Source organism: Pseudomonas lalucatii (assembly GCF_018398425.1).
GTDB lineage: Bacteria > Pseudomonadota > Gammaproteobacteria > Pseudomonadales > Pseudomonadaceae > Aquipseudomonas > Aquipseudomonas lalucatii.
Window position 1 is genome coordinate 2268321 of record NZ_JADPMV010000001.1, and the last position, 12892, is coordinate 2281212.

General features: G+C 69.1%; 10 protein-coding genes. All 10 read left to right on the plus strand.

What is annotated here, in order from left to right; translation table 11 throughout:
- The first annotated feature begins 48 nt into the window (after nucleotides 1-48).
- The 10 genes from I0D00_RS10280 to I0D00_RS10325 all read left to right on the plus strand — a co-directional run bounded on the left by I0D00_RS10280 (nucleotide 49) and on the right by I0D00_RS10325 (nucleotide 12863).
- Entirely contained in the window at nucleotides 49-2268 is a 2220-nt protein-coding gene (locus I0D00_RS10280; protein WP_213639622.1) for a primosomal protein N', read from the plus strand.
- A 105-nt stretch (nucleotides 2269-2373) separates the two neighbouring features.
- Entirely contained in the window at nucleotides 2374-4113 is a 1740-nt protein-coding gene (gene argS / locus I0D00_RS10285) for an arginine--tRNA ligase (protein WP_213639623.1), read from the plus strand.
- A gap of 1 nt (nucleotide 4114) precedes the next feature.
- Complete coding sequence (locus I0D00_RS10290) at nucleotides 4115-4783, plus strand: SPOR domain-containing protein (RefSeq protein ID WP_213639624.1); 669 nt, start codon at nucleotides 4115-4117, stop codon at nucleotides 4781-4783.
- 157 nt (nucleotides 4784-4940) lie between these two features.
- The gene (gene hslV, locus I0D00_RS10295; RefSeq protein WP_213639625.1) at nucleotides 4941-5474 is read left to right on the plus strand and encodes an ATP-dependent protease subunit HslV; all 534 of its coding nucleotides are present in this window, start codon (nucleotides 4941-4943) and stop codon (nucleotides 5472-5474) included.
- 25 nt (nucleotides 5475-5499) lie between these two features.
- The gene (hslU, locus tag I0D00_RS10300; protein ID WP_213639626.1) at nucleotides 5500-6840 is read left to right on the plus strand and encodes an HslU--HslV peptidase ATPase subunit; all 1341 of its coding nucleotides are present in this window, start codon (nucleotides 5500-5502) and stop codon (nucleotides 6838-6840) included.
- A 52-nt stretch (nucleotides 6841-6892) separates the two neighbouring features.
- Nucleotides 6893-7267 carry a gamma-butyrobetaine hydroxylase family protein gene (locus tag I0D00_RS10305; protein WP_213639627.1) on the plus strand — a complete coding sequence of 125 codons (375 nt, stop codon included), beginning with the start codon at nucleotides 6893-6895 and terminating at the stop codon, nucleotides 7265-7267.
- A 349-nt stretch (nucleotides 7268-7616) separates the two neighbouring features.
- Complete coding sequence (gene phaC / locus I0D00_RS10310) at nucleotides 7617-9296, plus strand: class II poly(R)-hydroxyalkanoic acid synthase (RefSeq protein WP_213639628.1); 1680 nt, start codon at nucleotides 7617-7619, stop codon at nucleotides 9294-9296.
- A gap of 156 nt (nucleotides 9297-9452) precedes the next feature.
- Complete coding sequence (gene phaZ, locus I0D00_RS10315; protein ID WP_213639629.1) at nucleotides 9453-10310, plus strand: poly(3-hydroxyalkanoate) depolymerase; 858 nt, start codon at nucleotides 9453-9455, stop codon at nucleotides 10308-10310.
- A gap of 180 nt (nucleotides 10311-10490) precedes the next feature.
- Nucleotides 10491-12173: a class II poly(R)-hydroxyalkanoic acid synthase gene (gene phaC / locus I0D00_RS10320; RefSeq protein ID WP_213639630.1), complete on the plus strand. Its 1683-nt coding sequence runs from the start codon at nucleotides 10491-10493 to the stop codon at nucleotides 12171-12173.
- A 75-nt stretch (nucleotides 12174-12248) separates the two neighbouring features.
- A complete protein-coding gene (locus I0D00_RS10325; protein WP_213639631.1) occupies nucleotides 12249-12863 on the plus strand; it encodes a TetR/AcrR family transcriptional regulator in 615 nt (204 codons plus the stop codon).
- The last annotated feature ends 29 nt before the right edge of the window (nucleotides 12864-12892 follow it).

Here is a 12892-nt window from a genome sequence, read left to right on the forward strand (position 1 = left end):
CGCGGGAGGCCATGCTAAGATCGCCGCGACCTTGCCTGGAGCCTCCGCGTGTCCGCCGCCATCCTGCGCCTCGCCCTGCCCTCACCGCTACGCCGCCTGTTCGACTACCGCGCCCCGCCCGGCGTGCCGCGCAGCGCCCTGCAGCCGGGCATGCGCCTGCGCGTGCCCTTCGGCCGCCGCGAGCTGGTCGGCATCCTCATCGAGGTCGGCGACAGCAGCGAAGTGCCGACGGACAAGCTCAAACCCGCCCTGGAACTGCTCGACGCCGAGGCGCCGCTGCCCCCGGCGCTGTTCAGGCTGTGCCTGTGGACCGCCCAGTACTATCAGCACAGCCTCGGCGACACCCTCAGCTGGGCCCTGCCGGTGCTGCTGCGCCAGGGCGAACCCGCCGAGGCGCGCCAGGAACGCTTCTGGCTGCGCAACGAAGGTGCCCGCACGGATGACCCGCGCCTGGCCCGGGCCCCGCGCCAGCGCGAGGCGCTGCAGGTGCTCGCCCAGCACCCCCATGGCGTGCCCCACCAGCTGCTCGGCCAGCTGCAGCTGAACAAGGACAGCCTGGAGCTGCTGCGGGACAAGGGCCTGGTGCGCGTCGAGGTGCGCCGCCACGCCCCCCGTGAGCGCCACGCCAGCTGGCTGGCCCAGCCCGAGCTGGCGCTGAATGCCGAGCAGCGGGTCGCCGAACGGGCGGTACGCGAGGGCTTCGGTCGTTTCGGCGCCTTCCTCCTGGCCGGGGTGACCGGCAGCGGCAAGACCGAGGTCTACCTGCAGCTGATCCGCGCCACCCTGGAAGCCGGCAAGCAGGCCCTGGTGCTGATCCCCGAGATCAACCTGGGCCCGCAGACCCTGGCGCGCTTCGAGCGGCGCTTCAACGCGCGCATCGCCCTGCTGCACTCGGCGGTCAACGACCGCGAGCGCCTGGACGCCTGGCTGGCGGCGCGCGACGGCGAGGCCGACATCATCATCGGCACCCGCTCGGCGCTGTTCACGCCGATGCAGCGCCCGGGACTGATCATCATCGACGAGGAGCACGACGCTTCCTATAAACAGCAGGAGGGCCTGCGCTACCACGCCCGCGACCTGGCCCTGGTGCGCGCCCGCCAGGAGAACGTGCCGATCCTGCTCGGCTCGGCCACCCCCGCACTGGAAAGCCTGCACAATGCCCAGAGCGGACGCTACCAGCTGCTGCGCCTGGAACGGCGCGCCGGCGGCGCCCAGCCGCCGCGCTTCCTGCGCCTGGACGTGAAGAGCCTGCCGCTCGACTCCGGCATTTCCGGGCCGCTGCAGCAGGCCATCCGCCAGACCCTGGAAGCCGGCCAGCAGGTGCTGGTGTTCCTCAACCGCCGCGGCTTCGCCCCGACCCTGCTGTGCCACGACTGCGGCTGGCTGTCGGAGTGCCCGCGCTGCGACGCGCGGATGACCGTGCACCAGCGCTCCAACGAGTTGCGCTGCCACCACTGCGGCCACGTCCAGCGCCGTCCCAGCCACTGCCCGAAGTGCCAGAAGCTCGACCTGCGCCCGGTCGGTGCCGGTACCGAGCGCGCCGAGGAGCGCCTGGCCATCCTCTTTCCGCAAATCCCGGTGTTGCGTGTCGACCGCGACAGCACCGCGCGCAAGGAGGCCATGAACAACCTGTTCGACACCGTCCAGCGCGGCGAGCCGTGCATCCTGGTCGGCACCCAGATGCTCGCCAAGGGCCATCACTTCCCCCGCGTCACCCTGGTGGCGATCCTCGATGCCGACGGCGGCCTGTTCTCCGCGGACTTCCGCGCCAGCGAGCGCATGGCCCAGCTGATCGTCCAGGTCGCCGGCCGCGCCGGCCGCGCCGAAGAGCCGGGCCGGGTGATCGTCCAGAGCCACCTGGCCGACCACCCCCTGCTGGTGCAGCTGACCGAGCAGGGCTACTTCGCCTTCGCCGAGCAGGCCCTGGGCGAGCGCCGCAACGCCGGCCTGCCGCCCTTCTGCCACCTGGCCCTGCTGCGCGCCGAGGCGCACAGGCCCGGCCAGGCCGAGGAATTCCTCGACGCCGCCTGCGCCGAGGCCGAACTGCTGCTGAACGAACTGGGCCTCGACGGCATCGAACTGCTCGGCCCGGTACCGGCGCCGATGGAGCGCCGCGCCGGCCGCTACCGCGCCCAGCTGCTGCTGCAGAGCGGCGCCCGCGCGCCGCTGCACCGCCTGCTGCACGTATGGCTGGCGGCCCTGGAGCGGCTGCCCGGCGGCCGCACGGTGCGCTGGTCGCTGGATGTCGACCCGATCGATCTGTTCTGATCAAAGACGACAGCGGTTGGCAAGCCTGGGACGGCCACGGATAATGTGCAGTTTTCAACCAGCGCCCCAGGGCGCCGCCGCGCCACGCGGCCGGACGAGCAGACCATGAAAGACAGCATTCGCCACCTGATCCAGCAAGCCCTGACCCGCCTGACCGCCGAAGGCGTGCTGCCCGAGGGCCTGAGCCCGGCGATCCAGGTGGAGAACACCAAGGACAAGAGTCACGGCGACTTCGCCAGCAACATCGCCCTGATGCTGGCCAAGCCGGCCGCCATGAAGCCCCGCGAGCTGGCCGAGAAGCTGATCGCCGCGCTGCCGGCCGACCCGCAGATCCGCAAGGTGGACATCGCCGGCCCGGGCTTCCTCAACTTCTTCCAGAACAGCGACGCCCTGGCCGAGCGCCTGGACGCGGCGCTGGCCGACGAGCGCCTCGGCGTGCGCAAGGCCGGCGCGCCACAGCGGGTGGTGATCGACCTGTCCTCGCCGAACCTGGCCAAGGAGATGCACGTCGGCCACCTGCGCTCGACCATCATCGGCGACGGCGTGGCGCGGGTCCTGGAGTTCCTCGGCGACGAGGTGATCCGGCAGAACCACGTCGGCGACTGGGGCACCCAGTTCGGCATGCTGCTGGCCTACCTGGAAGAACAACCGGCCGCCGCCGAGAGCGAGCTGGCCGACCTGGAGGTGTTCTACCGCGCGGCGAAGAAACGCTTCGACGAGTCGCCCGAGTTCGCCGACCGCGCCCGCCAGCTGGTGGTCCAGCTGCAGGCCGGCGACGCCCGCTGCCTGGACCTGTGGCAGCGCTTCAACGACATCTCCCTGTCGCACTGCCAGAAGGTCTACGACCGCCTCGGCGTCAAGCTCAGCCCGGCCGACGTCAAGGGCGAGAGCGCCTACAACGCCGAGCTGCCGGGGATAGTCGCGGCGCTGCGCGACCAGGGCCTGCTGACCGAGGACAACGGCGCCCAGTGCGTGTTCCTCGAGGAATTCAAGAACGCCGAGGGCAACCCGCTGCCGGTGATCGTGCAGAAGGCCGGCGGCGGCTACCTCTACTCGACCACCGACCTGGCCGCCATGCGCTTCCGCAGCCAGGTGCTGCAGGCCGACCGCGCCCTGTACTTCGTCGACCAGCGCCAGGCCCTGCACTTCCAGATGGTCTTCGAGGTGGCGCGCCGCGCCGGCTTCGTGCCCGCGGCCATGCAGCTGGAGCACATGGGCTTCGGCACCATGAACGGCGCCGACGGCCGCCCGTTCAAGACCCGCGACGGCGGCACGGTGAAGCTGATCGACCTGCTCGACGAGGCCGAGGAGCGCGCCTACACCCTGGTCAAGGGCAAGAACCCCACGCTTGCCGAAACCGAACTGCGGCAGATCGCCCGCGCGGTGGGCATCGGCGCGGTGAAGTACGCCGACCTCTCCAAGCACCGCACCAGCGACTACAGCTTCAACTTCGAGCAGATGCTCAGCTTCGAGGGCAACACCGCGCCCTACCTGCTGTACGCCTACACCCGCGTGGCCAGCGTGTTCCGCAAGCTGGGCCGGGGCGTGACGGAGATCGACGGACGGATCAGCCTGGTCGCCGAGCAGGAGCAGGCCCTGGCCGCCAAGCTGGCGCAGTTCGCCGAGGTACTGAACAATGTCGCCGACAAGGGCACGCCGCACCTGCTGTGCACCTACCTGTACGACCTGGCCGGGCTGTTCTCCAGCTTCTACGAGAACTGCCCGATCCTCGCCGCCGCGGATGAGGCCACCCAGCACAGCCGCCTGCGCCTGGCCGCGCTGACCGGCCGCACCCTGCAGCAGGGCCTGCAACTGCTCGGCCTGGAAACCCTGGAGCGCATGTAAGGTGGCCGCCCGCAAGAAGCCGGCCGCCAAGCGCGGCGCCAGCCGCTACAAGGCGCCGGCGAAGAAGCCGGTGCCGGCCTGGATCTGGCTGGCCTGCGGCCTGGCCATCGGCGGCTTCATGACCTTCCTGTTCAGTCTCGAGCCCGGCCGCGACGAGATCAAGCGCGACAAGGCCGAACAGGCGCGCAGCGCCAAGCCGGCCGCCAAGCCGAGCCCCAGCGAGCCGGCCAAGCCCAAGTACGACTTCTACACCCTGCTGCCGGAGTCGCAGGTCGTGGTCCCGCCCCAGGCCCTGGAAGAGCCGCCGCCCGCCGAGCAGAAGCCGGTGAGCGCCGAGGAGGCGGCGAAGATCGACGCGGCCCGCGCCGAGGCGGCGCTCAAGGGCGAGGTGCCGCCCCCGCCGCCGGTGCTCGCCAAGGCGCCGGCCAGCACCCAGTTCTTCCTCCAGGCCGGCTCGTTCCGCCGCAAGGACGACGCGGAAAGCCTGCGCGCGCAGATCATCCTGCTCGGCCAGGACGTGCGCGTGGAGTCCGGCAAGGTGCGCGAGGAAGTCTGGCACCGGGTGCTGATCGGTCCCTTCGCCGATCGCCAGCAGCTGGCCCAGTCGCAGAAGACCCTGGCCGCCAACGGCTTCAGCAACCTGCTGCTGCAGCAACGACAGGGCCGCTGAGCCGTACGCCGCACCCGCGGCGCGCGGCAATCCACTGTTACCGATGGGCCAGCGCCGTTCGGCCGAGAATCGCCCGGCGTCGGTTGAAAAGCCGCGCACGCCCCCCCATCTGAGTCTGCATTGGGCATTTTCGCCCCGCTGCGTGGAGACTCTCCCCTTGACCACCATCGTTTCAGTGCGCCGCCACGGCAAAGTCGTCATGGGCGGCGACGGCCAGGTGTCCCTCGGCAACACCGTGATGAAAGGCAACGCCAAGAAGGTCCGGCGCCTGTACCACGGCCAGGTGCTGGCCGGTTTCGCCGGCGCCACCGCGGACGCCTTCACCCTGTTCGAGCGCTTCGAGGGCAAGCTGGAAAAGCACCAGGGCCACCTGGTCCGGGCCGCCGTCGAGCTGGCCAAGGACTGGCGCACCGACCGTTCCCTGAGCCGCCTGGAAGCCATGCTGGCGGTGGCCAACAAGGACGCCTCGCTGATCATCACCGGCAACGGCGACGTGGTCGAACCCGAGCACGGCCTGATCGCCATGGGCTCCGGCGGCGGTTACGCCCAGGCCGCCGCCCTGGCGCTGCTGCAGCACACCGAGCAGATGTCCGCCCGCGAAGTCGCGGAAACCGCGCTGAACATCGCCGGCTCCATCTGCGTGTTCACCAACCAGAATCTGACCATCGAGGAACTGGACTCGGCCGTCTGAGCCGCCGTCCGTTCAGGAGCCCATCATGTCCATGACCCCTCGCGAGATCGTCCACGAGCTCAGCCGCCACATCGTCGGCCAGGACGATGCCAAACGCGCCGTGGCCATCGCCCTGCGCAACCGCTGGCGGCGCATGCAGCTGCCGGCCGAGCTGCGCGCCGAAGTGACGCCGAAGAACATCCTGATGATCGGCCCGACCGGCGTCGGCAAGACCGAGATCGCCCGGCGCCTGGCCAGGCTGGCCAACGCGCCGTTCATCAAGGTCGAGGCGACCAAGTTCACCGAGGTCGGCTACGTCGGCCGCGATGTCGAGTCGATCATCCGCGACCTGGCCGACGCCGCGGTGAAGATGCTGCGCGAGCAGGAGATGACCAAGGTCCGCCACCGCGCCGAGGACGCCGCCGAGGAGCGCATCCTCGACGCCCTGCTGCCGCCGGCGCGCACCGGCTTCAACGAGGACGCGGTGCCCAGTGGCGACTCCAACACCCGCCAGCTGTTCCGCAAGCGCCTGCGCGAGGGCCAGCTGGACGACAAGGAGATCGAGATCGAGGTGGCCGAGGCGGCCGCCGGCATCGAGATCATGACCCCGCCGGGCATGGAGGAGATGACCAGCCAGCTGCAGAACCTGTTCTCCAACCTCGGCAAGGGCAAGCGCAAGAGCCGCAAGCTCAAGGTCAAGGAGGCCCTCAAGCTGGTGCGCGACGAGGAAGCCGCGCGCCTGGTCAATGAGGAGGAGCTCAAGGCCCGTGCCCTGGAGGCGGTGGAGCAGAACGGCATCGTCTTCATCGACGAGATCGACAAGGTCGCCAAGCGCGGCAACACCGGCGGCGCCGACGTCTCCCGCGAGGGCGTGCAGCGCGACCTGCTGCCGCTGATCGAGGGCTGCACGGTCAACACCAAGCTGGGCATGGTCAAGACCGACCACATCCTGTTCATCGCCTCCGGCGCCTTCCACCTGAGCAAGCCCAGCGACCTGGTGCCCGAGCTGCAGGGCCGCCTGCCGATCCGCGTCGAACTCAAGGCCCTGACCCCGGAGGACTTCGAGCGCATCCTCACCGAGCCCCATGCCTCGCTGACCGAACAGTACGCCGCGCTGCTCAGTACCGAGGGCCTGAACATCGAGTTCGCCGCCGACGCCATCAAGCGCCTCGCCGAGATCGCCTGGCAGGTCAACGAGAAGACCGAGAACATCGGCGCCCGGCGCCTGCACACCCTGCTCGAGCGCCTGCTCGAGGAGCTGTCCTTCAGCGCCGGCGACCTGGCGTCCAAGCACGAGGAGGCGCCGATCCGCATCGACGCGGCCTACGTCAACGGCCACCTCGGCGAACTGGCCGAGGACGAAGACCTGTCGCGCTATATTCTCTAGATCAGCCACCCAGGCCGCCCGGCTCCCCCGGGCGGCGCAGCAGTCGAAGACCATGAGCCAGATCCCCAGCGCCATAGAGCTGCACAAAGCCTCCAAGACCCTGACCCTGCAGTACGGCGAGCGCAGTTACAGCCTGTCCGCCGAGTTCCTCCGCGTGCATTCACCCTCGGCCGAGGTCCAGGGCCACGGCAAGCCCATCCTGCAGACCGGCAAGCTGCATGTCGGCCTGAGTGCCATCGAGCCGGCGGGCAACTACGCCCTGAAGCTGTGCTTCGACGACGGCCATGACAGCGGCCTGTTCACCTGGGCCTACCTGTACGACCTGGCCACCCGCCAGGACGAGCTCTGGGCCGAGTACCTCGCCGCACTCGCCGCCGCCGGCCAGTCCCGCGACCCGAACGAGTCGGTGGTCAAGCTGATGCTCTAGCCTGGTGCGCCCCCGCCCGGGGTCGCACCGCAGCGTCACCGACACCCTTCCCCCGCCACCGGCCCCGCCGGGCGGCGCGCCCTTCCTGCCTGCCGGGTTAGAGCGCATTTTCTAATCCTTCGCGGCATACTCCCTGCGCATTCGGCTCGTTTCGCCGCCAGCTTGCGCAAACTGCCAAACTCGGGTAACCAGGGACCTGGCAGGTTCCCTGCATTTGTCGAACGGACAACTGCAAGAAAGTCGCGGAATAATCCGCCTTCGGTAACCCGAGCGATAACCGGCCCCTCGGCCCCGTGTCTCCGTGCACAGCAGTACGCCGGCATTCGCCCAGGACAATGGAGCGTCGTTGATGACAGATAGACCCAGTGATGACCTGAAGAAACAAGCCTCCGAGAACACCCTCGGCCTCAATCCGGTCATCGGCATTCGCGGCAGGGACCTGCTGAGCTCGGCGCGGACCGTGCTCACCCAGGCCATCAAGCAACCGGTGCACAGCGCCAAGCACGTGGCCCACTTCGGCCTGGAGCTGAAGAACGTGTTGTTCGGCCAGTCCGAACTCAGCCCCGAAGCCGGCGACCGTCGCTTCGCCGACCCGGCCTGGAGCCAGAACCCGCTGTACAAGCGCTACCTGCAGACCTACCTGGCCTGGCGCAAGGAGCTGCACGACTGGGTCGAGTACAGCGACCTGTCGGAGCAGGACGTCAGCCGCAGCCACTTCGTCATCAACCTGATGACCGAGGCCATGGCGCCGAGCAACAGCATGGCCAACCCGGCCGCGATCAAACGCTTCTTCGAGACCGGCGGCAAGAGCCTGCTGGACGGCCTCAGCCACCTGGCCAAGGACCTGGTCAACAACGGCGGCATGCCCAGCCAGGTCAACATGAACGCCTTCGAGGTCGGCAAGAACCTGGCCACCACCGAAGGCTCGGTGGTGTTCCGCAACGAGGTGCTGGAGCTTATCCAGTACCGGCCGATCACCGAGCAGGTGCACAGCCGCCCGCTGCTGGTGGTGCCGCCGCAGATCAACAAGTTCTACGTGTTCGACCTGTCGCCGGAAAAGAGCCTGGCGCGCTTCCTCCTGCGCAATGGCGTGCAGACCTTCGTGGTCAGCTGGCGCAACCCGACCAAGGCCCAGCGCGAGTGGGGCCTGTCGAGCTATATCGAGGCGCTGAAGGAGGCCATCGAGGTGATCACCGCGATCACCGGCAGCCCGGACATCAACATGCTCGGCGCCTGCTCCGGCGGCCTCACCACCGCCTCGCTGCTCGGCCACTACGCCGCGCTGGGCGAGCAGAAGGTGCATGCCCTGACCCTGCTGGTCAGCGTGCTCGACACCCAGCTGGATACCCAGGTGGCGCTGTTCGCCGACGAGACCACCCTGGAGGCGGCCAAGCGCCGCTCCTACCAGGCCGGCGTGCTGGAAGGCAGCGACATGGCCAAGGTGTTCGCCTGGATGCGTCCCAACGACCTGATCTGGAACTACTGGGTCAACAACTACCTGCTCGGCAACGAGCCGCCGGTGTTCGACATCCTCTACTGGAACAACGACACCACGCGCCTGCCCGCCGCCCTGCACGGCGAGTTCATCGAGATGTTCAAGACCAATCCGCTGACCCGCAGCGGTGCCCTGGAAGTCTGCGGCACGCCGATCGACCTCAAGCAGGTGACCTGCGACTTCTTCTGCGTGGCCGGCACCACCGACCACATCACGCCCTGGGACAGCTGCTACAAGTCGGCGCACCTGTTCGGCGGCAAGTGCGAGTTCGTGCTGTCCAACAGCGGCCACATCCAGAGCATTCTCAATCCGCCGGGCAACCCCAAGGCGCGCTACATGACCAACAGCGAGATGCCGCTCGACCCGAAGGACTGGCAGGACAGCTCGACCAAGCACACCGACTCCTGGTGGCTGCACTGGCAGAAGTGGCTGGCCGAGCGCTCCGGCGAGACCAGGAAGGCGCCGGCCAAGCTGGGCAACAAGGCCCACCCGGCGGCCGAGGCCGCGCCCGGCACCTATGTCCACGAACGTTGATCGACTGCGCCCTGCGCAGCACTGCCCGCGGCACCAGGAGGTGCCGCTCGACCACCCGGCCGTGACGGCCGGGGCAACGAACCAGGCGCTGCCCTGGCGGATCTGGAGGGGCCCGGACGGCCCGAACCAGCGGTTCAACCGATAGGGCCTCTGCGCATGCCGTTATCCTTTATCTTTCGCACCATCGAGCTCGACGGCCAGAGCATCCGCACCGCGGTGCGCCCCGGCAACGGGCAGATGGCGCCGCTGCTGATCTTCAACGGCATCGGCGCCAACCTCGAGCTGGTGATGCCCTTCGTCCGGGCGCTGGACCCGGACCTGGAGGTGATCGCCTTCGACGTGCCCGGGGTCGGCGGCTCCTCGACACCCGGCACCCCCTACCGCTTCCCCGGCCTGGCCAAGCTGGCGGCGCGCATGCTCGACTACCTGGACTACGGTCAGGTCAACGCCATCGGTGTGTCCTGGGGCGGCGCCCTGGCCCAGCAGTTCGCCCACGACTACCCGGAGCGTTGCAAGAAGCTGGTGCTGGCCGCCACCTCCGCCGGTGCGGTGATGGTCCCGGGCAAGCCCAGGGTGCTGTGGCGCATGGCCAGCCCGCGACGCTATATCCAGCCCTCCTATGGCGTGCAGATCGCCCCGGACATCTACGGCGGCGCCTTCCGCCGCGACCCCAAGCTGGCCCTGGCGCATGCCAGCAAGGTGCGCTCGGGGGGCAAGATGGGCTACTACTGGCAGCTGTTCGCCGGCCTCGGCTGGACCAGCATCCACTGGCTGCACAAGATCCGCCAGCCGACCCTGGTGCTGGCCGGCGACGACGACCCGCTGATTCCCTTGGTCAACATGCGCCTGCTGGCCTGGCGCATTCCCAATGCCGACCTGCACGTGATCGACGACGGCCACCTGTTCCTGGTGACCCGCGCCGAGGCGGTGGCGCCGATCATCATGAAATTCCTCGCCGAGGAGCGCCAACCCGCCATCATGCACCCGCAACCGAGCGCCGCCCGCGAGCAGTGAAGCGACCCGGCGGCCGCACCGCCGCGGTGCGAGGCCGGCGGACTTGACCCACCCGCAGGCGCAGGCTAAGAACACTAACCCGGCAGCGGCGCTGTGCGCTGCCTTGACGCGGCCTGGTACAAGCCTTGCTGCGACCCGCGGAACCCGGATCTCAGCGGATAGACGACGGAGTGTTGCCCCATGCGAGACAAGCCACGTAGCGGCGCCTTACCGGCCCCGGCCACCTTCATGACCGCACAGAACGCGGTGGTCGGCCTGCGCGGCCGCGACCTGCTGTCCACCCTGCGCACCCTGGCCCTGCAGGGCATCCGGCAACCGCTGCACAGCGCGCGGCACGCCCTGGCCCTCGGCGGCCAGCTGGGCCGCGTGCTGCTCGGCGACACCCCGCACAGGGTCAACCCGCAGGATGCCCGCTTCGCCGACCCCACCTGGCAGCTCAACCCCTTCTACCGGCGTGGCCTGCAGGCCTACCTGTCGTGGCAGGATCAGCTGAACCGCTGGATCGACGGGAGCAACCTGTCCGCCGATGACCGCGCCCGCGCGCGCTTCGTCACGACGCTGCTCGGCGACGCCCTGGCACCGTCCAACTCGCCGCTCAACCCGCTGGCGCTCAAGGAGCTGCTCAACAGCGGCGGCACCAGCCTGATCAAGGGGCTCGGCCAGCTGCTCGACGACCTGCTGCACAACGACGGCCTGCCCCGCCAGGTCAGCAAGCAGGCCTTCGAGGTCGGTCGCAACCTGGCCGCCACGCCCGGCGCGGTGGTGTTTCGCAACGAGCTGCTGGAGCTGATCCAGTACCGGCCGATGAGCGAGAGGCAGTACCTGCGCCCGCTGCTGATCGTGCCGCCGCAGATCAACAAGTACTACATCTTCGACCTGTCCAGCGACAAGAGCTTCGTCCAGTACGCCCTGAAGAACGGCCTGCAGTGCTTCATCCTCAGCTGGCGCAACCCCAGCGCCCGGCACCGCGAGTGGGGCCTGTCGAGCTATGTGCAGGCTCTGGAGGAGGCGGTGGACGCCTGCCGGGCGATCACCGCCAGCAAGGAGGTCAACCTGCTCGGTGCCTGCGCCGGCGGCCTGACCATCGCCGCCCTGCAGGGTCATCTGCAGGCCAAGCGGCAACTGCGCAAGGTGGCCAGCGCCACCTACCTGGTCAGCCTGCTCGACAGCCAGGTCGACAGCCCGGCCATGCTCTTCGCCGACGAGCAGACCCTCGAGGCGGCCAAGCGCCGCTCTTACCAGGCCGGCGTGCTGGACGGTCGCGACATGGCCCGGGTGTTCGCCTGGATGCGCCCCAACGACCTGATCTGGAACTACTGGGTCAACAACTACCTGCTCGGCAAGCAACCCCCGGCCTTCGACATCCTCTACTGGAACAACGACTGCACCCGCCTGCCGGCGGCGCTGCACGGCGACCTGCTGGACTTCTTCAAGTACAACCCGCTGAGCCACGCCGGCGGCCTGGAGGTCTGCGGCACCCCCATCGACCTGCAGAAGGTCGCCCTCGACAGTTTCAGCGTCGCCGGCATCAACGACCACATCACCCCCTGGGACTCGGTCTACCGCTCGGCCCTGCTGCTCGGCGGCGACCGGCGCTTCATCCTGTCCAACAGCGGACATATCCAGAGCATCCTCAACCCGCCGGGCAATCCCAAGGCCACCTACCTGGAGGGCCCCAGGCTCAGCGGCGACCCCCGCGCCTGGTACCACGACGCGCAGAAGCACGAGGGCAGCTGGTGGCCGCGGTGGCTGGAGTGGATCCAGCAGCGCTCCGGCGAGCAGCGCCAGACCCTCGCGACCCTGGGCAGCACCCGCTACCCGGCCATGGAGGCGGCGCCTGGGACCTATGTGCATGTGCGCTGAGCCGAGCGGGCAAGGCCCGGCCCGAACCCCGGCCGGGCTTGCCGTCCCTTCAAGCGGCCCCACCAAGAAGAGCAAATGAAAACCCGCGACCGCATCCTCGAGTGCGCCCTGCTGCTGTTCAACCAGCAGGGCGAACCCAACGTCTCCACCCTGGAGATTGCCAACGAACTGGGCATCAGCCCGGGCAACCTCTATTACCACTTCCACGGCAAGGAGCCGCTGATCCTCGGCCTGTTCGAACGCTTCCAGGCCGAGCTGGCGCCGCTGCTCGACCCGCCGGCCGACGCGCGGCTGGAGGCCGAGGACTACTGGCTGTTCCTGCACCTGATCGTCGAGCGCCTGGCCCACTACCGCTTCCTGTTCCAGGACCTGTCCAACCTGGCCGGGCGCCTGCCCAAGCTGGCCCGCGGCATCCGCCAGTGGCTCAACCTGCTCAAGCGCACCCTGGCCACCCTGCTGGCGCGGCTGAAGGCGGAGAACCAGTTGGTCAGCGAGACCCAGGCCCTGGGCCAGCTGGTCGAGCAGATCACCCTGACCCTGCTGTTCTCCCTCGACTACCAGCGCATCCTCGGCGCCCAGGGCGAAAGCCGTCTGGTGGTGTATCAGGTGATGATGCTGGTGGCGCCGCACCTGACGAGCGCCTCGCGCCAGGCCGCCGAGCAGCTGGCCCAGCGCTACCTGGAGGCCTGAGGAGCATAACGCAAACGCCCGGCACTGGG

What these genes read in the sequence shown, in the direction of transcription:
- hslU (WP_213639626.1), top strand. Translation starts at nt 5,500, where the DNA reads ATGTCCATGACCCCTCGCGAGATCGTCCACGAGCTCAGCCGCCACATC.
- argS (WP_213639623.1), top strand. Translation starts at nt 2,374, where the DNA reads ATGAAAGACAGCATTCGCCACCTGATCCAGCAAGCCCTGACCCGCCTG.
- phaC (WP_213639630.1), top strand. Translation starts at nt 10,491, where the DNA reads ATGCGAGACAAGCCACGTAGCGGCGCCTTACCGGCCCCGGCCACCTTC.
- I0D00_RS10305 (WP_213639627.1), top strand. Translation starts at nt 6,893, where the DNA reads ATGAGCCAGATCCCCAGCGCCATAGAGCTGCACAAAGCCTCCAAGACC.
- I0D00_RS10325 (WP_213639631.1), top strand. Translation starts at nt 12,249, where the DNA reads ATGAAAACCCGCGACCGCATCCTCGAGTGCGCCCTGCTGCTGTTCAAC.
- phaZ (WP_213639629.1), top strand. Translation starts at nt 9,453, where the DNA reads ATGCCGTTATCCTTTATCTTTCGCACCATCGAGCTCGACGGCCAGAGC.
- phaC (WP_213639628.1), top strand. Translation starts at nt 7,617, where the DNA reads ATGACAGATAGACCCAGTGATGACCTGAAGAAACAAGCCTCCGAGAAC.